We start from the raw sequence: 24,458 nt of genomic DNA, 5'->3' as shown, positions 1-24,458 counted from the left end.
GCATCAGGGGTTGAGCGTGAACCCGAAGGGCAGCTCGAGGCGGTGGCGGGCCAGCAGCGCCGGGTCGGCCAGCAGCTCGCGGCTCGGCCCGTCGGCCACCACCACGCCGTCGTCGAGGATCACGCTGCGCGGGCACAGCTGCAGCGCGTAGGGCAGGTCGTGGGTCACCATCAGCATGCTGGTGCCCCACCCCTGCGTCTCGAGGCCCAGCAGCACCTCCGCCAGCTCGCGGCGGGCCACCGGGTCCAGGTTGGACGACGGCTCGTCGAGCACGAGGATCTCCGGGCGGCAGGCCAGCACGGTGGCCAGCGCCACCCGCCGCCGCTGGCCGCCGGACAGGTGCAGGGGGGAGCGGTCGCGGTAGTCGAGCATGTCGACGGTGCGGAGTGCCGCGTCGACCCGTTCGCGCAGCGCCGGGCCGGTGACGCCGAAGTTGGCGGGTCCGAACGCGACGTCGTCGCCGACCGTCGGCATGAACAGCTGGTCGTCGGGGTCCTGGAAGACGATGCCGACCCGGCGGCGGATCTCCCGCAGGTTCGCGGGCGCCACCGGGAGACCGCCGACCTCGACGCTGCCGGCGCCGGCCCGCAGGATGCCGTTGAGGTGCAGCACCAGTGTCGTCTTGCCCGCCCCGTTGGGGCCGAGCAGCGCGACCCGCTCGCCGGGCTCGATGCGCAGGTCCACCCCGTGCAGGGCCTGGTGCCCGTCCGGGTAGGCGAACGCGAGGCCGCGGACCTCCAGCGAGGGCGGCCGCCCGGGCGTGGATCGGGCACCGGCCGCGGCGTCCTGCACGCTCACGCAACGCTCCAACCCGCGGCCGCGAGCAGCACGGCCACGCCCGCCGGCGCCAGGCCCGCCACCCACTGACGGCGGCTCGGCGCGCCCTCTGCGTCCTGCAGCAGCGCGCCGTCGAACCCGCGGGAGAGCATCGCCAGGTGCACCCGCTCGCCGCGCTCGTAGGCGCGGATGAACAGCGCCCCCACGCCCCGCGCGGTCGCCCCGACCTGCCACAGGAACCGCGGGTCGTGCCCGCGGGACAGGCGGGCGCGGTGCATCCGGCCGGCCTCGGCGACGATCAGGTCGGCGTAGCGCAGCATCAGCGTGGCGATCGTCACGACCAGGGCCGGGGCGTGCAGCCGCTGCATCCCCGACAGCAGGTCGCGCAGGGGAGTGGTCGCAGCCAGGGTCAGGGAGATCAGCACGCCCAGCGTGCCCTTCACCACGATGTTCCAGGCGCCGAGCAGGCCGGGCTCGGACAGGGCCAGCCCCAGCACGTCGATCCGCGGGCCGGGCCCGGTGAAGGGCAGCAGCACCGCGAGCACGACGAACGGCAGCTCGATCACGGCGCGGCGCAGGATCCAGCCGGGCCGGATCCCGGCCACGGCCCAGACGACGGCCAGCACCGCCAGGTGCCCGGCGAACACCCCGAACGCCTCCCGCGGCGTCGCCACCACGCAGATCGCACCGAGCACCGCCGCGACGATCTTGACCTCGGCCGGCAGCCGGTGCACCGCCGAGCGGCCCGGCAGGAACAGCGGGTGGGCGTGACCTGCGCCCACGGCCGGTCAGCGCTCCCCGGGTGACGAACCGGCGCGGCGGCGCCGTCCGCTGCGGCTCAGCAGCCGGAACAGCAGCCCCGCGACGAGCGCCGTCACCAGCACGCCGGCGATCCCGGCGAGCCCGGTGGTGCCCTCGCGGCCGCCGACGGCGTAGTCGGCGAGCGGGCTGCCCACCGTGTGCGACTCGATGGCGTTCTGGGCGATGCAGGTGCCGTCGAGCTGTTCGCCGCCTGCCGTCTCGCTGACGGTGCAGCCGTGGAGGGCCACCGAGTCGAGCCCGTCCGGGTCCGGGCTGGCGAGGTACGACAGCCCGCCGGCGATGACCAGGGCCGCGAGCAGGAAGCCCAGCAGGAACCGGGACCGGAGGGCGTTCATCGGGTGGCCTCGCCGGGGGTGCGCAGGGTGACGGCGGGACGGGTGCCGCGCAGCAGGTAGACGAGGTCGGGCCGGACGGCCGCGACGGCGCCCACGGTGGCGGCGGTGATGATCCCCTCGCCGATGCCGACGAGCACATGCAGGCCGACCATCAGCGAGAAGACCGTGCCGAGTCCGGCGCCCCCCGCGCCGCCGACGGCGTACTCGAACACGAACGCCAGGGACGCGGCGACCGTGTTGATGAGCGCCGCGACGAACGACACGGTGAGCAGGGCGCCGCGGGAGCGGGTGGTGAACCGGCGCAGCGCGTACGCCACCGCGAAGCCGGTGAACGTGCCCACCAGCGCCATGTTCGTGATGTTGGTCCCGAGCGCCGTCAGTCCGCCGTCGGCGAAGAGCAGCGCCTGCACGACCAGCACGATCGCGATGCACAGCGACCCCACCCACGGCCCGACCAGGATGGCGACCAGCGCGCCGCCGAGCAGGTGGCCGCTGGCGCCGGGCAGGATCGGGAAGTTGATCATCTGGACGGCGAAGACGAAGGCCGTGACGAGCCCGGCCATCGGGGCCGTGCGCTCGTCGAGGTCCGAGCGGGCCCGGCTCGCCGAGATCGCCAGCCCGATCGCGGCGACAAGCCCGAACACCGCGGCGGTGGGGGCGTTCACCAGCCCGTCGCTCATGTGCATCGCGACGGTCAGCCCGGGATCGGCGAGCGGCCCAGGAAATGTCAGGATACCGCCTCCGGCGCTTCCCGGCGGTAGGGCGTCGACCACGGAACGCTCCTCTCAGACCCGGTGGTGCACCCGTGCGGGTGACCGGACGAACCCAGGCTAAGCGCGTATCCGTGTCAGCTGCAAAACATGTGCGACTAAGGGTCAGGCCGCCACCTGCTCCAGGCGCGCGTCGCGGCGGGCCGCGCGGCGCGACATCCGGAACAGGGTGCGGCGACGCATCCGCCCCAGCGGCACCCGCATCCGTCCCAGCGCCAGGTCCGACTTGCGGACCTGCAGGTGCGGGGTGGCGGCGAGCTCCTCGATGTAGGCCTTCTGCTCCGCGTAGATCGTCGCCTCGTTGTCGGCCGACAGACTCTCCCGGCCGATGCGGAACGCTGCGAGCGTCTCGGGCAGCCCGAGGAACTCGCCCTGCTGCAGCAGCCGGATCCACAGGTCGAGGTCCATGACGAAGCGGTGGTCGGGACGCCAGCCGCCGACGGCGAAGTAGTGCTCGCGGCGGAAGAGCACGCCGCCGGGCTCGCCGATGGGGTTGGCCCCGCTGCGCACCACGTGCCGGGCGACCTCGACGCTGGACCGCATCCCGGTCAGCCCGGTCAGGCCGCGGCGGGGGACGAGCACCCGGCTGCGCTCGTCGATCATGTGCCTGCGCGCCGCGACCACGGCGATCCCGGGGTCGGCCTCCATCGGGCCCACCTGGTACTCCAGGCACCGCGGGTGCAGCAGGTCGTCGGCGCACACCAGCTTGATCAGCGGGGCGCGGCACAGCCGCATCACCTCGCGCCAGTTCTCCGGCTGGGGCAGCGTCGTCGCGTTGGTCTCCACGCGGATCCGGCGGTCGCCGAAGGAGCGCGCGATGCGTCCCGACTCGTCCGGGCTCGCGTTGTCGAGGATGACGAGCTCGAAGTCGCGGTAGGTCTGGTCCAGCACACTGCGGATGGTCTCGGCGAGGAACTCCTCGCCGCGGTAGACCGGGATGCATACGGACACGCTCGGCAGCGCTCGCATCGTTCGGTGATCTCCTGGCCCCCGGCGCCCGCCCGCTACCCGGTCCCCACCGGTACGGGTCGTGCGCACAACAGTCGTGGTCGGGCACGGCAGTGGTGGCACCGGCCCGGTCGGACCGCCGACGCTACCGCTCCTGCGCGACAACAGGTTCGGTGACCCGCGCTCCGGCGCTTCTGCCCGATCGACGCCGATGATCGTCGTACAGTGTCGCCGCAGCGGGCGCGGACCTCGACCGATTTCCCCGACGGGCAGGGTCCGACGGGGGAGGGCGGTGCCGGACGGTAACGTCACGCTGCGCCGGACCGGACAGGCAAGAGGCACAGCTCGGCACGGAGAAGAACCCGCAGGGCTGGTCAGGGCCGTACGTACCCGGAAGGAGGGTGCGGGGCGCCGGGTGGACGGTGTCGGGCGGACGTTGGTTCAACACGCACCGTGATGACGGTGAGGGGGAGAACGACGATGCAGCGCAGCGCCGGTCCACGGGTGTCCGTGGTGGTGCCGACCCGCAACGAGGCGCGCAACCTCGAGGTCGTCCTGCCCGCGATCGCCGCGGTCCGCCCTGCCGTGCACGAGATCATCGTGGTCGACGGCCACTCCGTCGACGGCACTCTGGAGACCGCCGAGCGGGTCCTGCCCTGGGTGCGGGCGATCACCCAGACCCGTAAGGGCAAAGGCAACGCCATGGCCTGCGGCTTCGCCGCCGCCACCGGCGACGTCATCGTCATGTTCGACGCCGACGGCTCCGCCGACCCCACCGAGATCCCCGCCTTCGTCAACGCCCTCGTCGCCGGCGCCGACTTCGCCAAAGGCTCCCGCTTCGCCCCCGGCGGCGGCAGCGACGACATCACTCTGCTCCGCCGCAGCGGCAACGCCGGCCTCAACGGCGTCGCCAACGCCCTGTTCGGCACCAGCTACACCGACCTCTGCTACGGCTACAACGCCTTCTGGGCCGACCTGCTCCCCCTCCTCGACCTCCCCGACCCCGCCGCCCCCGCACCCACCGACGGCATGCTCTGGGGCGACGGCTTCGAAATCGAGACCGTCCTCAACTGCCGCATCGCCGCCGCCGGACTCCGCATCACCGAAGTCCCCTCCGTCGAACGCCAACGGATCTTCGGGCAGACCAACCTGCGGACCTTCGTCGACGGCACCCGCGTGCTGCGGACCCTCGCCGCCGAGCGACGTCGCGCGGTCGGCAGGCGGGCCCGCAGCGCCGGCCGGCTCGTCCCGGGGTTCGCGACGCTCGGCGCGCCGGTGACGGAACGCCTCGGCGATGTCGAGTCCCTCCGACCGGCCGGGGTCTCCGCCGACCGTTCCCCGGCCGGTGATGTCGACGGGTCGGCGCGTACCCCGGTGAGTGGCCTGCCGCTGACCCCGCGCGAGCCGATTGACGCCGCAGGCGAGACCGGCGCCGGATGCCCCACGCGCCCGGCGGTCCGCCCGCACGGGTACACCGGAGCCGTGCCGGCCACCCCGGCGAACCGTGATCGCTCCGGCGTTCGTTACGTCCTGGAGGAGGAGCCGTCCTGACCGGTACAGGCGCGGCTTCTCCGACGACCCCGCCTGCGGCGACGAGCCGGTGACGAACGGAGCATCCCGGTGACCATGCCCTCCTCGGCGGAGCTGACCCGGGCCCGCCGCGCGCGGCGTGCCGTCGCGATCCTGCTGGTCGTGGCGGGCCTCGCGGCGTGCGCCATGTCGCAGCTGCAGGTCACCGGCGGGACGGCCGGCGAGGCCCGGCTGGTCGTGACGATGATGTTCCTGCTGCTGGGGCCCGGCTGGGCTGCGGCAGGCTTCCTCCGGCGCGCGCCCGCGGCGCACGTGTGGCTGCTGACGGTGGGCGTCGGCGTGGCGACCACGCTGCTGATCGGGCAGCTGATGGTCATGACGGGGACCTGGGCACCGGTGGGCGCGCTGTACGCCACCACGGCGCTGAGCGTGCCATTCCTGCTGCGTCACGCCGTGGTCGCGCAGTGAGTCCCGCGCGCCCGGCACCCTCGGATCCGACGGCGCGGGCGTCGCGGTCGCTGCCGCCGCGGTCCGGCGCTCCGGCGACCGGGCGGCCCGAGCGTCCCGACCCGTGCACGGACCCGCCGACCGTGGCGATCGATCCGACACGGGTCATGCCGGCCGTTCCTGGTGCCGGCGGCGACGACCCGGCGGCGGCGACCGTCCCGCGGCTGCGGTCGGTCAAGCCCGCCGGTGGCGGAGCCCTGGGCGACGGGCGGGTGCTGGTCGCGGCGTCCGCGCTCGGCGCGCTCGGCAGTTTCGCCGGCTGGCTGCTGGCCGCCCGGACGCTGCCGCCGGACCGGCTGGGGGCGGCGGTGGCGGTCGTGGCCGTCGTGGCCGTTGCCGGTTGCGTGGCCCGGCCCGACCGCGGAGCGGCCCTGGTGCCGCGGCTCTCGGCGGCCGGGCGCCGGGCCGGCCGGGTCGTGGTCCGCAGTCTCGCGACGGCGGTGGCGCTGGGTGCCGGGATGGGCGCGGTCCTCGCCGTGCTCGTTCCCGGACCGGCCGCGACCCTGACCGGCCTGCTGTCCGGGCCGGTGACCGGCGTGCCCTGGCCGGGCGTGCTGCTCGTCGCCGCGGCGACCGCGGCGTGGGCGGCGGGCGCGGTGTTCGACGGCGTCGTCGTCGCCCTGGACCGGCCGTGGTGGGCGACCACGCACGTCGCGGTGCTGGTGACGGGGCGGATCGCGCTGATCGCCGCGGCCGCTGTGCTCGTCGGCGCCGCGCCGGATGTGGCTGCGTCGGACGGGTTCGGGGGAGGCTGGCTGGCCGCCGCCTGGCTGGCGCCGGTGCTGCTGTGGGCGCTCCCGGGTTCCGCGGCCGTCGCCGTGCTCGCCCGCCGCCACGGCCGCCGGGTCGAGACCGCCTCCCCTCCGCAGGTGCTCGGGCCGATGGCCGTGGCGCGGCTCGGGGCGACGCTGCTGCACCAGGTGGCACCGCTGCTGGTCGTCCTGGGTCTGGGGCCCGGCCCGGGCATGGTGTTCTTCGTCGCCTGGCAGGTGGTCACCGCCGTCGACCTCGCCACGGTATGGGTGCTCGGCCGGGCGGGCGGCACGGGCAGGCGCCGGTTGCTGCTGACCGTCGGGCCCGCGCTCGCGGTGGTGGCGGCGTGCGCGGGGCCGCTGCTCGGGGTGTTCGGCCCGGAGTACGCGGCCGCGGCGGACGTGCTGCGGGTGCTGCTGCTCGGTGCGGCGTTCCGGCTGGTCGTGGTGCACGAGCTGGGCGCTCTGGAGGCGGCCGGCCGGGCCTGGTCGTCGGCCCGGCTGCACCTCTACACCACCGTGCCGACGCTGGTCGTGGTCGGGATCACCGTGGCCGCCGTCGCCGCGACGGGGCTGACCGGGATGCCGTCGGCGGTCGCGGGCACCGTCCTGCTGCCCGTCGCGATGGGCTATGCGCTGGTCCAGGTAGCGTGCTGCGTGGCCGTGCTCGTGCCGTTCCCGATGTGGAGCCGCACCCGACCGGAGGAGCAGCCGTGACGACGACGGGCACCCGTCACCCGGGGGAACGTCCTCCCGGTGGTGCGGGCGCCCGTGGCGGTGTCCCGGCGCGCGACGTCCCCGCCGCAGGCGGGGCGGGCCCCTCTCCGGCGCCCCGGCGGCCTCCGGAGGTCGAGACCGCGGTGCTGCGCACGCCGGTGCCAGGACGGACGCCGTCCTCACCGTCGACGTCGTCCGGGCCGTCGGAGCAGTCGCAGTCGGCACCGCCGAGGCGGTACGCGGAGCCGGCGACCGTCGTGATGCCCGGCATCCCCCCGGCCGCGAGGCCGAGGTCCACCGTCGGCGACGTCGTGAGCAGCCGGTTCCCGGAGGCCCGGGTGGCCCGACCCGGCCCACCCGCACCGCCACCTGCCCCGCCGGTGCCGCTCCGGTGGCGGTGGTACTCGCCGGTCCTCGTGCTGCTCGCGCTCGCGCTGCTCCCGGTCGCGGCGGCGACCACGGATCTCGACGCCCTCGACGGCTGGGGTCTGGCGAAGGTCCTGGGCCCGGCCGCGTGGGCGGCGCTGGCGTGCGCGGTCGGCGCGTGCATCGCCGAGTTGTGGTCGCCGCGCCCGCGCGTGCCGATGCTCGCGACGGCGACCGGGGTGCTCGTGCTGTGCAGCACCGGCCTGCCGTCGGTGGTGGAGCCGGTGGCCCGGTTCACCACCTCGTACGTCATCGTCGGGTTCGTCGACGCGATCGCCGGCGACGGTGTCCCGGCGCTGGACGTCGACGCCCGCTTCTTCTGGCCCGCGTTCTTCGCCCAGTGGGCGTGGTTCCGCGACGCCGCCGGGGCGGGCGATCTCGACGTCGTGCTGCGCTGGTTCCCGCCGGTGGTGGTGTTGGTGTGGACCATCGGCGTGTACGCGCTGGCCCGGTCGATGCTCGGCGGCACCCGGGCGCCGTGGGTGGCGGCCTGGCTGTTCGTCGGCCTGAACTGGATCGAGCAGGACTACTTCTCCCCGCAGGCCATCGGGATCGTCCTGCTCCTGACCGTGCTGACCTTCGCGCTCGGCCCGCTGGCGACCCGGCGTACGGACGCCGCGGGGGTGCCGGGCTGGCCGCCGCCGCATCCGGGCGCGGCGCGGCTGCCGCTGCTGCGCCGCTGGATGGTCGCGTTGATGACGCCGCCGAACCGGCCGACGCTGCCGCCCCGGCAGCTGCTGCTCATCTACTTCTGTGCGGCGCTGTGCCTGATCGCGCTCGCCCCGGAGCACCAGCTCACCCCGTTCGCGATCATCGGCCAGCTGACGCTGCTGACCGTCGTGGGCCGGTTCCGCGGCCGGGGCCTGGTGTTCGTCGCCGTCCTCGCGCTAACCGTGTACTTCATCGTCGGCGCCCGCGACTTCTGGACGGGCCAGATCGGCCTGCTGCTCGGCAGCGGCGACGGCGGCAACGCGCTGCAGACGGGGATCGCGGACCGGCTGGCGGGCGACACCGGGCAGGTCGCGGTCAAGCTGCTGCGCATCGCCGTGCCCGGCCTGACGTGGCTGCTCGCGATCGCCGGGGCGTGGGTGTACTGGCGGCGTCGCCGGGACCTCGTGCCGATCTTCCTCGCGGCCGTGCCGATGGCGTTCGCGGCGGTGCAGAGCTACGGCGGCGAGCTGTTCCTGCGCATCGTGCTCTACGGGCTGCCGGTGCTCACGATCCTCGGCGCGGACGCGCTGCGCACCTACGCGCGCCGCAAGCCCGGGCGGGAGAAGAAGCTGGCCGTCGGCATGCTGGTGCTGTTCCCGGTGCTCGTGCTCATCCGCGGGGGCAACGAGGCCTACATGGTCGTCACCCCGGAGGACATCACGATGACCCGGGCGGCGTTCGCCGAGACCCCGCCGGGTAGCAAGATCGTTCCGCTCGACGACACCGGTCCGTACGCGATGCAGGGCATCGGCACGTACGAGCGCGAGGGCGATGCCGTGACGTGCAAGGACAACGCGAAGAAGACCCCCGACGACTACACCCGCTGCATCCTCGACGACGAGCCGGACGTGCTTCTCGTCTACACCTCGACCGAGAAGCAGGGCGTGGTTCTGGACAACCTGCCTCCGGGCTGGTCGCGGCAGGTCGTCGACCAGCTGGTCGCCACGGGGGAGTACCGCGTCCGGTACCAGAACGGGTTCAACGCGGTGGTCGTGAAGACCACGCCGACGGTGGTCAGCGGACCGGCCGCGGCGGCACCCGGCGGCGGGAACTGACATGACCGCCGACGGCTGGGTGTGGGTGTCGCTCGGCCTGCTCCTGGCGCTGCTGGGCGCGCGGGCGTGGGTGGTCGAGACCGGCCACGCGACGCTGGGCCGCACCCCGGTCAAGGTCAAGGTGCTCACGGGCGCCTGCGGGCTGGCCGTGGCGCTGGTGGTCGGGCTCGTGACGGCGAACGGGGGCGCGCGGCTGGTCTGGATGGTGCTGCACCCGGTCGAGGCGCAGGCGCAGCAGGAGGCCGCGAAAGCGGCGGAGAGGGCGGCGAAGGCGTCGGCGGCGCTCGCGCCGCCCGCCGCCCCGGCTCCCACCCCGACGGCACCGGCGCCGCCGCCCCGCTGAGGGGCCGGCGGGGTCTGGCCTACAGGTTGACGGCGACGTACTTCGTCTCGAGGTACTCCTCGATGCCGACGGACCCGCCCTCGCGGCCGAGCCCGGACTGCTTGATCCCGCCGAACGGCGCGGCCGGGTTGCTGACGAGGCCGGTGTTGAGCCCGACCATGCCGGACTCCAGAGCCTCGCTGACGCGCAGCGCCCGCGACAGGTTCTCCGTGAAGAGGTAGCTGACCAGCCCGAACTCGGTGTCGTTCGCCGCGGCGACGGCCTCGTCGTCGGTGTCGAAGACGCTGATCGGGGCCACCGGCCCGAAGATCTCCTCCTTGGTCAGCCGGGCTTCGAGCGGGACGCCGGTGAGCACGGTGGGCCGGTAGAACCAGCCGGGCCCGTCGACGGCGTCGCCGCCCACGCGGACGGTCGCACCCCGGTCGACGGCGTCGCCGACGAGCTCGACGACCTTCTCCCGGCTCTTCGCGTCGACCAGCGGGCCCACCTGCACGCCGTCGTCGGTGCCGCGGCCGACCCGCAGCGCGGCCATCCGTTCGGCCAGCTTGTCGGCGAACGCGTCGGCGACGGAGCGGTGCACGAGGAACCGGTTGGCCGCGGTGCACGCCTCGCCCATGTTCCGCATCTTGGCCGTCATCGCGCCCTCGACGGCGGCGTCGAGGTCGGCGTCGGCGAACACCAGGAACGGGGCGTTGCCGCCGAGCTCCATCGACGTCCGGAGGACCTTGTCCGCGGCCTGCTCCAGCAGCGCGCGGCCCACGCCGGTCGACCCGGTGAACGACAGCTTGCGGGCCCGCCCGTCGCGGATCAGCGGCTCCATCACCTTGCCGGCGCTGGAGGTCGTCACGACGTTGAGCACCCCGTCGGGCAGGCCCGCCTCGGTGAGGATCGCCGCGAGAGCGTGCATGGACAGGGGCGTCTGCTGGGCGGGCTTGATCACCATCGTGCAGCCGGCGGCGACCGCAGGCCCGATCTTGCGGGTGCCCATGGCCATCGGGAAGTTCCACGGCGTGACCAGCAGGCACACCCCGACGGGCTGGCGCATGACGAGGAAGCGGCTCGCGCCGTTCGGCGCCACCGCGTACTGCCCGTCGATCCGCACGGCCTCCTCGGCGAACCAGCGGAAGAACTCCGCCGCGTAGGTGATCTCGCCCTTGGACTCGGCGATCGGCTTGCCCATCTCGAGGGTCATGAGCAGCGCCAGGTCGTCGATCCGCGACATGATCAGGTCGAAGGCGCGCCGCAGGATCTCGCCGCGCTCCCGCGGCGGCATGGCGGCGAAGCCGGGCTGGGCGGCGACGGCGGCGGCGAGCGCGGCCCGCCCGTCGTCGGGGGTGGCGTCGGCCACCTCGACGAGCGTCTTGCCGGTGGACGGGTCGTCGACGGCCAGCTTCGCTCCCGAGGTCGCGGGCCGCCAGGAACCACCTACGAACAGGCCGGTGGGGACGGCGTCGAGGACGGCCTGCTCGCGATCACTACCGGGAGTCTCGGACATGGCGCCGATGCTGCCACCGCGGCCGGGCGGGCGCAGCCCCCGGCGATAGGGTGCCCGGGTGCGGGTGGACGAGAAGGTGGTGCCCCCCGCGGGCCGCGCCGGTCGGTTGGCGCGGTTCTCCCCGTCGGGGCTCTCCGGCCGTATGAATGTGGCAAGGATCAACCCGGTCGCCCGCGACGGCCTCGCGCTGGTGCTCAGCTCGGGGCTGACCTCGGCGGTCGGGCTGCTGTACTGGGTGGTCGCCGCGCGGCTGTTCGCACCGGCGACCGTGGGCGTCAACTCCGTGGCGCTCTCGACGATGCAGCTGCTCGGCGGCATCGCGCACCTCAACCTGACCCAGGCGCTGCTGCGGTTCGGTCCCGTGGCCGGGCGGCAGACCCGGCGGTTGATGCTGGCCTGCTACGCGGTGGCTTCGGTGGTCGCGGCGCTGGTGGGGCTGGGCTACGCGGCGGGCGCGCCCCGCTGGGCCCCGGAGATGGTGGAGACGGTCGGGTACGTCCCGCTGCTCGTGTTCTTCGCGATCGCCACCCCGGTGTGGGCGATCTTCACGATGCAGGACTACCTGCTCACCGCGCTGAAGCGCGCGGCGGTCGTGCCGGTCGAGAACCTCGTGTTCGCCCTGCTGAAGATGGGGTTCCTCGCGGCGGCGGTGGGGTTGTCGTACGTCTTCGGGATCGCCGTCTCGTGGCTGGTGGCGACGGTCCTGATCGTGCTGGCCGTGAACGCGTGGCTGCTGCTGCGGGCGATCCCGCAGCAGGCCGTCGGCGATCCGGTCGAGCCGATTCGGCCCAGGGCAATCGCCCGGTTCGTGCGCAGCGACTACGCGGGCGCGACGCTGTGGCAGATCGCGATGAACGGGCTCCCGGCCCTGGTGCTGGCCCGCCTCGGCGCCGACGACGCCGCGGTGTACGGGATCGTCTGGACGATCACGATCTCGCTCTACCTCATCCCGTCCGGCATGGGCCAGTCGATGATCGCCCACACGGCCGGCGATCCGGCGCAGGCCGCGGCCGCCCGCCGGGCCATGGTGCGCCGGTCCCTGACGCTGGTGGTGCCCGCCGCGGTGGTGCTGTCGGTGGGCGCGTACCCGGTGCTGTGGTTGTTCGGCGAGCACTACGCCCGGCAGGGGGCGTGGGCGCTGGCCCTGGCCGCGCTGTCGGCGATCCCCCAGGTGATCACCGCGTCGACGGTGGCGCAGGCGCGGGTGCAGCAGCGGATGCGGGTCCTGGTGCTCGTCCCCGGATCGCTGGCGGTGGCGGTGCTGGTGTCGGCCTGGCTGCTGATGCCGGTGCTGGGGATCACCGGAGTGGCCCTGGCGTGGCTGGTCGTGCAGACGCTCGGCGCCGCGGTTCTGCTGACGCGCGAGCACCGGACCCGCACGGCCTGACCGGCCCGTGCCCCGGCCCATCGCGGTACCCCGGTGGGCGGGTCTTGCGTTCCTGTACGCGAGTCTTGCGTTGGTGCTCGGTGCGTCGCTCCTGTGTCTCAGGACTGCGCGGCGTCGAACGCGAACTGCCGGGCGAGCGCCGGGGTCGCGAGCCCCTGCGGCACCGCGCGGAGCACCGCGTCGCGCAGCCGGCCTGCCGGGCCGTGCAGTCGGAGCAGGCGGTTCATCTGCCGGGCCTGCCGCTGCAGCGCGGTGGTGCGTGGCCGACGCAGCGCGTCGTAGCGCGCCAGCGCCCTGGGGACATCGTCGGCGCAGGCGAGCACGTTCCCGAGCGCGACGGCGTCCTCGAACGCCTGGCAGCCGCCCTGCCCGAGGTCCGGAGTCATGGCGTGCGCGGCGTCGCCGAGCAGGGCCACGCGCCCGACCGCCAGTGCGGGCAGCGGTGTGACCAGCCGAACCGTCTCGGCCACGTGCACGGCCGCCGGATCGGTGGCCGCCAGGAGCGCGGGGACGGTGGGATGCCAGTCGGCGTAGTGGGCGCGCAGCATGTCCAGCCGGGCGACGGGTTCGCTAGGGACCGTGCGGGTGGCCGCCCAGGTGGCGTACCAGTAGGTGCGGCCGTCGGCGAGGAGCATGCAGCCGAACCGCTCGCCGGTCCGGTGGTCGAGCAACTCGCCCGCCACCGGCTCGAGGCCGGGCCCCGCCGGAACGAGAGCGCGGGCTGCGTACTCGCCGGAACCCTCCAGTCCGGGATGGCCGGGGAAGAGCGCGGTGCGCAGCCGGCTACCGGCGCCGTCGGCAACCACGACCAGATCGGCCATGAGGTCAGCGAACGGAGCACCGGTCGGGTCGTCGCACGTGTGGTGCTCCGTTCGCGGGCCGCCCACCCGCTGCGCCACACGATCACCCCTCGTGGATCGCGTGGCGAGGCGGATCCGCCGGCCGTCGTCGTGCACGGCGTCGGCGGTCGTGCCGGTGCGCACGACGCCGGAGGGCAGCGCGGCGGCGAGCAGCCGGTGCAGCCAGGTGCGGTCCACCACGACGAGGGGCGCACCCGCCCGGGCGTGGATCGCCGCCTGGTCGACGGTGAGGAGCGGCCGCCCGGCGCGGTCGCGCAGGCCTCCGCCCACCGGGAGCGGCGAGGCGCGTTCGCGCACAGGGTCACCGAAGCCGAGGGCGTCGAGGGCGCGCACGCCGTTGGGCATGAGCCCGATCCCGGCGCCCGTCTCGCGGAGCTCCGCGCCCCGCTCGAGCACCGTGACCACATGGCCTGATCGGTGCAGAGCCACCGCTGCGGCGAGCCCACCCAGTCCGGCCCCGACCACCACCACGTCCATGAGCGCCCCTTAGGCTCTACGTTTGTAGAGGCAGGCTAGCACCAATTCCTCTACAGACGTAGAGGAGTGACATGGATCGACGGAGCACGATCCTCGACGGCGCCTTGGCGGTGCTCGCCGAGCAGGGGATGCGAGGGCTCACGCATCGCGCCGTCGACGCCGCGGCCGGGCTCCCGTCGGGAAGTACGTCGTACTACTTCCGCAGCCGCGCGGCCCTCGTCGCCGGGTGCGTGCAGCGGTTGCTGGAGTGGGATCTCGCGGAGGACGTGCCGGACGTCGAGGCTGCGCTCCTGACCGCAGGACCCGACGTGCCCGGGGCCCTTGCCGCGGTTCTCACGGCTGTCGGTGTGCGGATGGCGACCACCGAGCGGTGGCGCACACTGGTCCGTTACGAGTTGAGCCTCGCCGCCGTCCGCGATCCGGCGCTGCGCGACGACCTGATCGCCGGCGGCGACACGATCCGACGGCGTGGGGCGGCGCTCCTGGCGATGGTCGGTGCCGTCGAACCCGAGACGGCGTCGGCGCAGCTGGCGGCGGTGCTCGACGGGCTGGTCTACACCGCTCTGGTCCGTGGCCCGCACGACCCCGAGGCGCTGGCGGCGTGGCTACGGCCGGCTCTCGAACAGGTGGTCCACGGCGTGCCCGGGCTCGCAGCGGGCTCGTCGGCGGAGGCCTGAGCGCGCGGTGGACAACAACGCAGAACTCGTGTGCCGAAACGCAAGACTCGCGTGCACGAACGCAAGACTCGCCGAGCAGGAACGCGCAACTCGCCGGGGTCGGTTGGGCGTCAGCGGGGCGGGCGGGTGCGCACCAGACCGGCGAGCAGGCCGCGTTGGGGGACGGCGCGGATCGGTTCGGGGCCTGAGCCGACCTCGCCGAGCACGTCGTTCGCCGCCAGCACCCCGGATGCCGACGCCCGCTCCATCAGCCCGGTGAGGAACGGCGTCTCGACGTAGTCGCCGGCCACGCGGATCCCGCGGGCCTCGCCGGAGGGCAACGGCCTGCTCCCGGCGCCCCCCGGCGGGAACGTGGGCGCCGTCGCCTCCATCCGCTGCTGCAGGTGGACGACCTGCGCGTCGGCGGTCTCCGGCCACAGCGCCGCCAGCTCGGCGCGCATGCGGGCGGTGGCCGTGTCGACGTCCGGGGCGGTGCAGGCGTAGGAGTGCAGCTCGACGACCGCGCCGCCGGTGTGCTCCGCCCACTGCGCCGACGGCCGTTCCAGGCGCGAGTAGACGGTGACGGAGTCGAGCGTCGGCTCCCGGCTGATCGCGCTGAACGTGGGCCGCTCGGGCGCGACGTCGCGGTCCAGCCACATCCGGGTCACGGCGAACGGTGGTGCGACCGCGACCTGCGCGGCCTTCGCCGCCAGCCGTGGGGCGGCAGCGGCGGCGTCCGGTGAGGCGGCGAACAGGTCGCGCAGGGAGCCGGGCTCGGTGGCGAGCACGAGATGCCGCGTGGTCAACGGCCCGTCGTCGGTCTCGACCCGCCAGCGGTGCCCCTCCGCGGGGACGATCGCGCGGGCCGGCCGGGCGGTGTGCACCGTCGCGCCGTGCTTGTCCAGGTACGCCGCGAACGGGGCCCAGATGCAGGTCAGGTAGTCGGTGTCGGGCGCGTCGAAGCCGATGCCCTCGGGGTTGCCGAGGAAGTAGTAGTGGAACATCGCGACCAGTTCGCCTGCCGACAGCGCCCCCGGCTGCGCGAAGAACGAGCGGGCGAAGGCCTCGAACAGCATCGCCTGTGCCCGGTCCGACATGCCGAGCCCCGCGAGGAACTCCGCGGCCGGCATGTCGTCGAACAGGGCGGTGGTCCGCTCCCGGTCGTACGCCAGCAGCTCGGAGGCGAGCCCGGTGTCGGAGCCGAGCAGGTCGCGCAGGCCGAGGCTGGGGGAGCGGGCGAACAGCGCGAGCAGGTTCAGCGGCGGCGCCGCCGGCAGCCCCGTCAGGTCTTCGGGCGCCCACGTGCGCGACAGCACCGGGTAGCCCCCGACCGGCCGCAGGAAGCCCAGCTCCGGGTCGATTCGGCGCAGCACGTCGCGCCAGGTGTAGTAGTGCCGGAAGAACGCGTGGAAGCCGTGCTCGACGACCTGGTCCGTGCCGTCGGGCAGCGTGTGCGGCCACGCCCCGAGCCGCCCGCCGAGCGTGGGGGCGGCTTCGAGCAGGGTGACGGCGACCCCCCGCTCCGCCAGCACGACCGCCGCGCTGACCCCGGCGATCCCCCCGCCGACGACGACGGCCTCGGTGCCGTCCGGGACCGCGCGCGGCAGGCGCGGATCTGCGGCGACGACGACGCGCGGACGCATCCGCAGCGGCGCGGCGCGGGAGGTCAGCGAAGGGGAGCCGAGCACGCCGTCGAGCCTAGGTGTGCCGCCGCGGCCCCGCGCTCCCACCTGCCCCGCGCGCGGCAACGCCAGAACGGATGTAGCGAAAGCGGCGTTCGGTGCGCTCAGTGCACCCGAAGCCGCTTTCGCTACATCCGGTGGCCGAGCCGGCGGCCGGAATGCGCAGCACGCCCGGGAGGTTGCCGCCCACATGACCGTCGAACTGGGCCGCATCGGGATCTGGCGGCGTCGGGATCAGCTCACCCCTCGCCTGGCGAAGGAGGTCGAGGCCCTCGGCTACGGCGCCATCTGGATCGGCGGGTCCCCACCCGCCGACCTGTTCCTCGCCGAGGAGCTGCTCGACGCCACCAGCCGCCTCGCCGTCGCCACCGGCATCGTGAACATGTGGTCCGCGCCCGCCACGGAGGTCGCCGCGTCGCACCACCGGGTCGCGGCGACCCATCCCGGCCGTTTCCTGCTCGGCGTCGGCATCGGCCACCCCGAGGCCACCCAGGAGTACCGCAGTCCCTACGACACGATCGTCGACTACCTCGACGTCCTCGACGCCGAGGGCGTGCCCGTCGAGGACCGCGCGCTGGCCGCGCTCGGCCCGAAGGTGCTGGCGCTGGCCGCCGAGCGCACCGCGGGCGCGCACCCGTACCTCACCACGCCGGAGCACACCCGGTACGCCCGCGAGATCCTCGGCGACGGCCCGCTGCTCGCTCCCGAGCAGAAGGTGGTGCTCGACACCGACCCGGTCGCGGCCCGCGCGCTCGGCCGGCCCGCCGTCGACCAGCCCTACCTGCACCTGCGCAACTACACGAGCAACCTGAAGCGGCTGGGCTGGACCGACGCCGACATCGCCGACGGCGGCAGCGACGCGCTGATCGACGCGCTCGCCCTGCACGGCGATCCCGCGACCGTCGCCGCCGGGGTCACCGCCCATCTCGACGCGGGCGCGGACCACGTGTGCATCCAGCTGCTCACCGCACCGGGCGCCGACCCGCTGCCGGGCCTGCGCGCGCTGGCCGAGGCCCTCGAGCTCGGTTAGGCCGAGCTCTCCGCGGGGTGCACCTGCGGGGCCGACGTCCCGCAGTGGTGACACCGCTCCACCGGGAGGCGCTCGCTCGTCGCGGTGCTCATCGGCCGCCGGATGAGCAGGAACGACACCACGCCCGCGACGACCAGCAAGCCGGTGGCGATGAGCATCGCCATCTGATACCCGGCGGCGAACGTCGCCGGGTCGGCGTAGTCGGCGCCCCCGATGCCGGCCAGCCCGGGCACCAGCGCCACCGACAGCAGCCCGGCCGCCCGGGCCACCGCGTTGTTCACCCCCGACGCGGCGCCGACGAACCGGTCCGGCGCCGAGGCGAGCACGGTGGCGGTCAGCGGCGCCACGGTCAGTGCCAAGCCGGCCCCGAAGACGGCGACGCCGGGGACCACGTCGGCCAGCCAGCTCGCGCCGGGCCCGATCCGCCGGAGCAGGAGCAGCCCGGCGGCGCTGACCAGCGGCCCCACCGTCATCGGCAGGCGCGGCCCGATCCGCTGCGCGAGCGCACCGGCGCGGGCGGAGAACACCAGCATGATCACTGTCACCGGCAGCAGCGCGGCCCCGGCGAAGGTCGGGCTGAAGCCCGCCACCACCTGCAGGTGCAGCACCAGCAGCAGGAACACCACGCCGAGCGCCCCGTACACCAGCAGCGTCGCGATGTTCGCCGCGGTGAACTCCCGGTCGGCGAACAGCCGCGGCGGCACGAGCGGATGCGGCGACCGGTGCTCGACGGCGACGAAGGCGGCGAGCGCGGCCAGCCCGGCCGCCAGCACCACCAGCGGCACCGGCGCCGCGCCGTCGGCGCCGAGCGCGGTCAGCGACCAGGTCAGCGCCGCCAGCGCAGCGGCGGCCAGCACCGTGCCGGGAACGTCCAGCCCCGGCGCGGCGTCGGGGTCGCGCGACTCGGGCACGTGCCGGAGCGCGACCACGACCACCAGCGTCGCGAGCGGAAGGTTGATCAGGAAGACCGCCCGCCAGGACCACTCCACCAGCCAGCCGCCGAGGAAGGGCCCGACCGCGCCCGCGATCCCGCCGAGCCCGGACCACGCGCCGACGGCGGCCGCCCGGTCCGGTCCACGGAACGACGCGGAGATCAGCGCCAGGCTGCCCGGCGTCAGCAGCGCCCCGCCCACGCCCTGCAGCGCGCGGCCCGCGATCAGCAGCTCCAGGTTCGGCGCCAGCCCGCAGAGCAGCGACGCCACCGCGAACCACACGACCCCGGTCACGAACACGCGGCGCCGCCCGTAGCGGTCGCCCAGCGAGCCCCCGAGCAGGATCAGCGAGGCGAGGGTGAGGGTGTAGGCGTTGACGGTCCACTGCAGGCCGCCGAAGCTCGCACCGAGGTCCGTGCCGATGCGCTCCAGCGCCACGTTGACCACCGTGCCGTCGAGCATGACCACACCCGAGCCGAGCACGGTCGTGAGCAGCACCCACCGCGCGGCGGGCGTGCCCATCCGCAGGCCGACGGGCCCGATCGCTTCGCTCACCACGTGCCTCCCGGGTCACCGACCGCGCCAGCCTGCCAGAATGCCGAAGTGCCGGCCGACCGGACGATCTATGCGGGCGTCGTGCTCGCCCTGCTCCTCACGGGTTGCGGCACCACTGCCGCACCACAGCCGGCCGCGCCGACCACGCGGAACACCCCGCCCCGGCCCGATCCCGTCACCGCCTGCGCCCAGCAGCTCACCTACTGGGCGGAGCAAGACCTGCGTGGCGCGCCGGACCAGGGTTTCGACTACCAGGAACGCGGCCTCACCGGGGCGCAGGCCGACGCGCTCGCCGACCTGGTCGCGCAGGCCCGCACCCAGGGTGACGCTCTGCCCCCGGACTGGGTCGCCGGGCAGGCGCGGGAGCGGTGCGTCGCGATCGTCGACCAGCCGCCGAACACCGGCGGCAGCTGGCCCTAGCAAGGTTGTTCACCCGATCGGGTCGCGTGCGTCGCCCACCCGCGGCATGGCTCGTTTGCCTGTCGAGAGGAAGGGGAGCGCACATATGCCATACCGGGGAAGGATGGGTCCTCGCGGGCTCCGCGCTGCGGTCGCCGCGGTCGTGGTCCTCGTCGCGGGCGTCGTGCTCGCCGGCGTCGCGGCCGCCGCACCACCGCTGGCCGGAACCCCGTTGGGGTCCGTCACGGGGTCGCTGCCGGACACGTCGCTGCTGCCGGCGGACCCGGACGAGTTCGCCCGCGACCAGGGCGTGCCGGTCCCCGAGCTGCCGCCGTGCCTCCCGACGGTCCGGGCGTGCGTCGAGCTCGCCGCGAACACCGCATGGTTGCTCGACAACGGCAAGGTCGTCCGCGGCCCGGTGCCCATCACCCACGGCGACACGGAGACCCCCACGCCCCGCGGGAACTTCAAGGTCCAGTGGAAGGCCGAGACCTACACCAGCCGGGAGTACCTCGTGCAGATGCCGTGGTCGGTGTTCTTCGCCGACGGCGGCATCGCCTTCCACGAGGGCAACCCGGCCACGTTCTCGGCGGGCTGCGTCAAGCTCGACGCGGAGGACGCCCGGGCGTTCTTCGGTTTCCTGCAGGTCGGCGACCCCGTCCAGATCGTATGAGCACTACTACGCGACGTAGAAGCGTCGGCGGCGCGCGGTAGAATCGTCGTCGTGCCGAACCTTGGCGAGCTGGAGCGCGCGGTCATGCACCGCCTGTGGGCGGCGCCGGGTTCCCTGACGGCCCGCGACGTCCAGGAGGGGCTCACCACGAACCCCGCCACCACCACGGTGCTGACCGTCCTCGGGCGGCTGGAGCGCAAGGGCCTCGTCACCCGCGAGCGCGACGGGCGGGCCCACCGCTACCGCGCCGTCGGCAGCCGCGAGGACCACGTCGCCGAGCTGATGAACGTGGCGTTGGACGCCGCGGGCGACCGGAGCGCCGCGCTCGCCCGCTTCGTCGGCTCCATCCCGCCGGAGGAGCGCGCCCGGCTGCGCGACCTGCTCGGTTAGTACAGCCTGCGCCGGGCCCGCGTTCTGGCAGCATCGACGTCGTGGAGATCGCGGCGGTGGGGCTGCTGGTGATCGGCGTGGCACTCGCCGAACCGGTCAGCCGCGCCCTGGCGGCCGCCCGCTGGCCCGCACGGGACCCCGTCGGGGCGTTGCTGGTGTGGCAGGCGGTCGGGCTCGCCGGTGGGCTCGCGCTGGTCGGCGCGGGCACCGTGTACGGCCTGGCCCCGCTCGGGCCGGACCTGTGGAGTGCGCTCGCCGTGCTCGCCGTGAGTCCCGCGGCGGTGCTCGCGATCGGCAACGACCACCTCCTCGCGCTCGCCGTCGGACTCGGCCTGGCCTGCTGGCTCCTCGGCGTGATGGCCGCGACGACGTCGCGCACCCTGCGGGCCCGCCGCCGCCACTGCGACCTGCTCGACGTGCTCGCCACGCCGTGGCCCGCCGTGCCCGGCGCCCACGTGCTCGATCACGCCACCCCGGTGGCGTACTGCCTGCCCGGCAGGCGCTCCCGCCTCGTGCTGTCGGTCGGCACCCTCGAGGCGCTCGACCCCGGCCAGGTCGTCGCCGTGCTCGCTCACGAGCGCGCCCACCTGCGGGAACGCCACGACCTCGTGGTGCTGCCCTTCGTCGCGTGGGGGGCGACGGCCCCCTTCGTGCAGGGGATGGTCCGCGCCCAGGTCGCGGTGGCCGCGCTCATCGAGATGCGGGCGGACGACGTCGCCGCCGCGCACACGCAGCCGGCCGAGCTGGCGTGCGCGCTGCGCACAGTCGGCGGCGCGGCTCCGGCGGCGGCGCTCGGCTCGTTCGTCACCGCCCTCGACCGGCGGCTCGCCCGGATCACGACACCTCCCGCACCGTTGCCGGGCCCGGTCTGGGCGCTGGTCCGGGTGGCCGCCGCCGTCCTGGTCGCGTTGCCTCCCGTCGCGCTGCTCGTCACCTGACGACCACGGCGCGGGTGGTTCCGGACGTCCCCGGTGGGAACCCGCCTCTCGTACGCCACCAGGAGAGGACGCAACGTGCCCGAGAAGGCGAGCGGCGACCAGTTCAGCGCCGAGGACCCCACCACCCGCTACCCCTCGCCGGGCAGCGGCGAGAAGGAGGTCGAGCACCCGGGCCTCACCGACGACATGGACGTCCGTCCCGACCACGGGGAGAAGACCTACCGCGGCTCCGGCCGGCTCGAGGGCCGCAAGGCCGTGATCACCGGTGGGGATTCCGGGATCGGGCGCGCCGTCGCGCTGGCCTTCGCCCGTGAGGGCGCGGACGTGCTGATCTCCTACCTGCCGGACGAGGAGAAGGACGGGCAGGAGACCGTCCGGCTCGTCGAGGAGGCCGGCCGGACCGCCGTCGCGGTGCCCGGCGACCTGGTCGAGGAGGCCGACTGCCGCGCCGTCGTGCAGCGGGCCGTCGACGCCTTCGGGCGCATCGACGTGCTCGTCAGCAACGCCGCGCACCAGATGGCCGCCCCGGGCGGCATCGAGGACATCAGCACCGCGCAGCTCGACCGCGTGTTCAAGACCAACCTGTACGCGCTGTTCTGGCTGTGTCAGGCGGCGATCCCGCACATCCCGCCGGGCGGCAGCATCATCACCTCGTCGTCGGTGCAGGCGTTCAACCCCTCGCCGCACCTGCTCGACTACGCCACCACGAAGGGCGGCATCGTCACCTTCACCAAGGGGCTGGCCGCCCAGCTCGCCGAGAAGGGGATCCGGGTCAACTCGGTGGCGCCGGGCCCGGTCTGGACGCCGCTGATCCCGGCCACGATCCCGGGCGAGCAGCTCGGCGACTTCGGCGCGCAGACGCCGCTGGGCCGGGCGGCGCAGCCCGCCGAGCTCGCGCCGTTCTACGTGTTCCTGGCCTCGGGGGAGTCGGGGTACATGACCGCCCAGGTGCTCGGGGCGACGGGCGGCACGCCCATCACCTGATCACGCCGTCGCGGGGCCGGGGGCGCCCCGCCCGCCGATCAGCAGCGTGGCGACCCCGGCCACAGGCAGGGCCACGAGCAGGCAGAACGCCACCGGGACCCCGACGACCTCGGCGAGCCCGCCGACCAGGGCCGCGCCCACACTCGCGCCGGTCAGGAACACCAGCGTCGCGACCCCCAGCGCGACGCCTCGCCGGGCCGGCGACACGGCGGCACCGACGGAGGCGATCATCGCCGGCTGGCCCACCCCGAAGGCCGCGGTCACGAGCGCGACGGCCACCGCCAGCAGCACGGGTGACTCGGTCGCCCCGCCGAGCGCGGCGACGAGCAGTGCGACGACCGCGGTCGGGCACGCCACCGCGATCGCGCGTCGCGGCCCGAGCCGGCCGATCAGGGCTCGTGCGATGCGGGGCGAGACGAACCCGATCACCGCCGACGGAACCAGCAGCAGACCCGTGGCCAGCGGCGTCCAACCCCACGACGCCGCGGCCAGCGGCACCCCCAGCAGCAGCGCGAACCAGCTCGCCGGCACCGCGGCCGTGGCGAAGGCGCTGCGCAGCACGGTGCCGTTGGTGATGATCTCGCGGGGAAGGAACCCGTCCGGGCGGGCCCGGACGCGGGCGGCGACCGCCGGCACGCCGACGACCAGCAGCACGGCGCCGACCGCGGCGGTCACGACACCCGCCGACGGCGACTGGATGAGCAGCACCAGACCGGTGGCGGCCATCGCGACGAACACCGCTCCCGGCAGGTCGATGCGCTCACCGCTGCCCCCGGCCGGGGCCGCGCGCCACAGCAGGGGCAGCGCCAGGGTCCCGACGACCGGCAGCGCCACCGACCAGCGCCAGCCCCCGGCAGCCTCCAACGCGCCACCCGCGAGCGGCCCGAAAGCGCTCAGCGTCGCCGCGACCCCGGCGATGCGCCCCAGGGCCGACGCCTGCTCCGTGCCGCTCCACCGGGCGCTGACCAGCGCGGTGGCCAGTACCGGGACGGAGGCGGCGCCGACGCCCTGCAGCACCCGCGCACCGATCAGGACCGGGAAGGACGGGGCCAGCGCGGCGGCCACCGCGCCGACGCCCATCGTCGCCACGCCGACGCACAGCGGCAGCCGGATGCCGAGCATGTCGCCCAGGCGGCCGTGGGTCGCGGTCGCGACGGCCAGCGCCACGGTGTAGCCGCTGATCGCCCACGCCGCCGTCGACGCGGTGACGCCGAGGTCCGCCGCCATCTCGGGCAGCGCGACCGTCACCGCCGACGTACTGGAGCCGGCGAGGCCGAACAGCAGCCCGAGGAGGACCGCGATGCGGCCGGACGACAACACGCTCTGGTGCAACACCGTGCCGCGGCGGGACGTTCCCGTCAGCCGGAGGTGTCCCGCCAGCTGTGCGCCGGGGCGTAGCCGAGCACCCGGCGGGCCTTCTCGATCGACAGCAGGGTCTCGTGCTCGCCGAGGGCCCGCGTGACCGGGACGTCCGGGAACACCTCGGCGGCCAGCTCGGCGCTGGACCGCGACATGACCGTGTCCGCGTTCGCGATCACGAACACCTCGACGCCGCCGGTCCCGCGGGCGCAGTGCTCCAGCGCCAACCGCACGGCCTGCGCCCCGTCGCGGCCGTCGATGTAGCCCCAGAGGTTCCAGCTGCGCGCCCGCGCATCGGCGTCGAACCCGGGGAACTGCGCGTAGTCCCGCTCGTCCATGACGTTGGAGAACCGCAGCCCGACCATGGTCAGGTCCGGCTGCCACCGGCAGAACTGCCGCGCCATCTCCTCCTCGAGCGTCTTGACCAGCGAGTACGTGCTCTCCGGGCGCGGGTGGTACTCCTCGTCGACGGGGATGTAGGGCGGGGGCGTCTCAAAAGGGAGGCCCAGGACGGTCTCGCTGGACGCCCACACGATGCTGCGGATCCCCGCCCGGCGGGCGGCGGCGAAGACGTTGTACGTCGCGGTGATGTTGTTGCTGAACGTCGCGGCGTTGGTGGTGAGGCCGGGCGCCGGGATCGCCGCCAGGTGCACCACGGCGTCGATCCCGTCGTGCACGTCGTCGACGTGGGTGAGGGCCTCGGTCACCTGCCCGAAGTCGGTGAGGTCGACCCGGACGAAGGCCGGTGGTTTCGGCAGGGCGGACGAGCTCGGATCGGGGACGCGGTCCAGTGCGATCACCCGGTGCCCGTGCTCCGCGAGGTGCGCGACGACGTGGCGGCCGAGCTTGCCGCTGCTTCCGGTGACGGCGACGGTCGACATGCGCCCATCCTGGGCCGCGCTCGGCCGTCGCGCCGCATGAGCGCGGCGTCCGTGATCGGAGCGCCCG

The 24,458-nt window shown here is 74.6% G+C and carries 24 protein-coding genes; 13 read left to right on the top strand and 11 right to left on the bottom strand.

The features are described from left to right. Positions 1-3 precede the first annotated feature (3 nt). The 5 genes from RM445_RS17785 to RM445_RS17765 form a co-directional block, all read right to left on the bottom strand. Positions 4-792 (bottom strand): energy-coupling factor ABC transporter ATP-binding protein, encoded by a 789-nt coding sequence (locus RM445_RS17785; RefSeq protein WP_397469351.1) that lies wholly within the window; start codon positions 790-792, stop codon positions 4-6. 2 nt (positions 793-794) lie between these two features. Continuing rightward, positions 795-1,559 carry a cobalt ECF transporter T component CbiQ gene (cbiQ, locus tag RM445_RS17780; protein ID WP_311557660.1) on the bottom strand — a complete coding sequence of 255 codons (765 nt, stop codon included), beginning with the start codon at positions 1,557-1,559 and terminating at the stop codon, positions 795-797. Between the two features lie 6 nt (positions 1,560-1,565). Beyond that, entirely contained in the window at positions 1,566-1,934 is a 369-nt protein-coding gene (locus tag RM445_RS17775) for a PDGLE domain-containing protein (RefSeq protein WP_311557658.1), read from the bottom strand. Beyond that, positions 1,931-2,620 (bottom strand): energy-coupling factor ABC transporter permease, encoded by a 690-nt coding sequence (locus RM445_RS17770; RefSeq protein WP_311557774.1) that lies wholly within the window; start codon positions 2,618-2,620, stop codon positions 1,931-1,933. The genes RM445_RS17775 and RM445_RS17770 overlap by 4 nt, the downstream gene beginning before the upstream one ends. A 189-nt stretch (positions 2,621-2,809) precedes the next feature. Continuing rightward, a complete protein-coding gene (locus RM445_RS17765) occupies positions 2,810-3,673 on the bottom strand; it encodes a glycosyltransferase family 2 protein (protein WP_311557657.1) in 864 nt (287 codons plus the stop codon). Positions 3,674-4,114: 441 nt separating this feature from the next. On the opposite strand from RM445_RS17765, the gene RM445_RS17760 reads away from it, so the two are divergent. From RM445_RS17760 to RM445_RS17740, 5 genes are all read left to right on the top strand, one after another. Beyond that, complete coding sequence (locus tag RM445_RS17760; RefSeq protein ID WP_311557656.1) at positions 4,115-5,203, top strand: glycosyltransferase family 2 protein; 1,089 nt, start codon at positions 4,115-4,117, stop codon at positions 5,201-5,203. Between the two features lie 69 nt (positions 5,204-5,272). Beyond that, positions 5,273-5,650: a hypothetical protein gene (locus RM445_RS17755; protein ID WP_311557655.1), complete on the top strand. Its 378-nt coding sequence runs from the start codon at positions 5,273-5,275 to the stop codon at positions 5,648-5,650. 122 nt (positions 5,651-5,772) lie between these two features. Next, on the top strand, positions 5,773-7,158 hold the full coding sequence (locus RM445_RS17750; protein ID WP_311557654.1) for a hypothetical protein: 1,386 nt from the start codon (positions 5,773-5,775) through the stop codon (positions 7,156-7,158). Continuing rightward, a complete protein-coding gene (locus tag RM445_RS17745) occupies positions 7,155-9,350 on the top strand; it encodes a hypothetical protein (protein WP_311557653.1) in 2,196 nt (731 codons plus the stop codon). The genes RM445_RS17750 and RM445_RS17745 overlap by 4 nt, the downstream gene beginning before the upstream one ends. A gap of 1 nt (position 9,351) precedes the next feature. Continuing rightward, on the top strand, positions 9,352-9,693 hold the full coding sequence (locus RM445_RS17740) for a hypothetical protein (protein WP_311557652.1): 342 nt from the start codon (positions 9,352-9,354) through the stop codon (positions 9,691-9,693). 19 nt (positions 9,694-9,712) lie between these two features. On the opposite strand, the gene RM445_RS17735 is transcribed toward RM445_RS17740, so the two are convergent. Beyond that, entirely contained in the window at positions 9,713-11,188 is a 1,476-nt protein-coding gene (locus RM445_RS17735; protein WP_311557650.1) for an NAD-dependent succinate-semialdehyde dehydrogenase, read from the bottom strand. A gap of 58 nt (positions 11,189-11,246) precedes the next feature. Between RM445_RS17735 and RM445_RS17730 the strand changes: the two genes are divergently transcribed. Further along, entirely contained in the window at positions 11,247-12,575 is a 1,329-nt protein-coding gene (locus tag RM445_RS17730; RefSeq protein WP_311557648.1) for a lipopolysaccharide biosynthesis protein, read from the top strand. Positions 12,576-12,673: 98 nt separating this feature from the next. Here RM445_RS17730 and RM445_RS17725 read toward each other — a convergent pair whose 3' ends face one another. After that, positions 12,674-13,912 carry an FAD-dependent monooxygenase gene (locus tag RM445_RS17725; RefSeq protein WP_311557647.1) on the bottom strand — a complete coding sequence of 413 codons (1,239 nt, stop codon included), beginning with the start codon at positions 13,910-13,912 and terminating at the stop codon, positions 12,674-12,676. 71 nt (positions 13,913-13,983) lie between these two features. Here RM445_RS17725 and RM445_RS17720 point away from each other — a divergent pair, with 71 nt between their 5' ends. Then, positions 13,984-14,589 carry a TetR/AcrR family transcriptional regulator gene (locus RM445_RS17720; RefSeq protein WP_311557646.1) on the top strand — a complete coding sequence of 202 codons (606 nt, stop codon included), beginning with the start codon at positions 13,984-13,986 and terminating at the stop codon, positions 14,587-14,589. Positions 14,590-14,699: 110 nt separating this feature from the next. Here RM445_RS17720 and RM445_RS17715 read toward each other — a convergent pair whose 3' ends face one another. Next, positions 14,700-16,256 (bottom strand): FAD-dependent oxidoreductase, encoded by a 1,557-nt coding sequence (locus RM445_RS17715; RefSeq protein ID WP_311557644.1) that lies wholly within the window; start codon positions 16,254-16,256, stop codon positions 14,700-14,702. A gap of 184 nt (positions 16,257-16,440) precedes the next feature. Between RM445_RS17715 and RM445_RS17710 the strand changes: the two genes are divergently transcribed. Beyond that, positions 16,441-17,280, top strand: coding sequence for an LLM class F420-dependent oxidoreductase (locus RM445_RS17710; RefSeq protein ID WP_311557642.1), 840 nt, complete (start codon positions 16,441-16,443; stop codon positions 17,278-17,280). On the opposite strand, the gene RM445_RS17705 is transcribed toward RM445_RS17710, so the two are convergent. Then, entirely contained in the window at positions 17,277-18,734 is a 1,458-nt protein-coding gene (locus RM445_RS17705; RefSeq protein ID WP_397469350.1) for an MFS transporter, read from the bottom strand. The genes RM445_RS17710 and RM445_RS17705 overlap by 4 nt on opposite strands. 81 nt (positions 18,735-18,815) lie before the next feature. On the opposite strand from RM445_RS17705, the gene RM445_RS17700 reads away from it, so the two are divergent. The 5 genes from RM445_RS17700 to RM445_RS17680 all read left to right on the top strand — a co-directional run bounded on the left by RM445_RS17700 (position 18,816) and on the right by RM445_RS17680 (position 22,151). After that, positions 18,816-19,187: a hypothetical protein gene (locus tag RM445_RS17700; protein ID WP_311557639.1), complete on the top strand. Its 372-nt coding sequence runs from the start codon at positions 18,816-18,818 to the stop codon at positions 19,185-19,187. Between the two features lie 103 nt (positions 19,188-19,290). Next, positions 19,291-19,839, top strand: coding sequence for a L,D-transpeptidase (locus RM445_RS17695; protein WP_311557637.1), 549 nt, complete (start codon positions 19,291-19,293; stop codon positions 19,837-19,839). A 51-nt stretch (positions 19,840-19,890) separates the two neighbouring features. Continuing rightward, positions 19,891-20,229 carry a BlaI/MecI/CopY family transcriptional regulator gene (locus RM445_RS17690; RefSeq protein WP_311557636.1) on the top strand — a complete coding sequence of 113 codons (339 nt, stop codon included), beginning with the start codon at positions 19,891-19,893 and terminating at the stop codon, positions 20,227-20,229. Positions 20,230-20,270: 41 nt separating this feature from the next. Next, positions 20,271-21,167, top strand: a complete 897-nt coding sequence (locus RM445_RS17685) for a M56 family metallopeptidase (protein ID WP_311557635.1) — start codon at positions 20,271-20,273, stop codon at positions 21,165-21,167. 75 nt (positions 21,168-21,242) lie between these two features. Beyond that, complete coding sequence (locus tag RM445_RS17680) at positions 21,243-22,151, top strand: SDR family oxidoreductase (protein ID WP_311557634.1); 909 nt, start codon at positions 21,243-21,245, stop codon at positions 22,149-22,151. On the opposite strand, the gene RM445_RS17675 is transcribed toward RM445_RS17680, so the two are convergent. Further along, a complete protein-coding gene (locus RM445_RS17675; protein ID WP_311557633.1) occupies positions 22,152-23,471 on the bottom strand; it encodes an MFS transporter in 1,320 nt (439 codons plus the stop codon). Positions 23,472-23,509: 38 nt separating this feature from the next. Beyond that, positions 23,510-24,391 carry an NAD-dependent epimerase/dehydratase family protein gene (locus RM445_RS17670; protein ID WP_311557632.1) on the bottom strand — a complete coding sequence of 294 codons (882 nt, stop codon included), beginning with the start codon at positions 24,389-24,391 and terminating at the stop codon, positions 23,510-23,512. Between the last annotated feature and the right edge of the window lie 67 nt (positions 24,392-24,458).

Origin of the sequence: Pseudonocardia charpentierae (assembly GCF_031845345.1) — a bacterium.
GTDB lineage: Bacteria > Actinomycetota > Actinomycetes > Mycobacteriales > Pseudonocardiaceae > Pseudonocardia > Pseudonocardia charpentierae.
The sequence above is the reverse complement of the archived record's forward strand: the minus strand, read 5'-3'. Positions and strand labels throughout refer to the sequence as shown.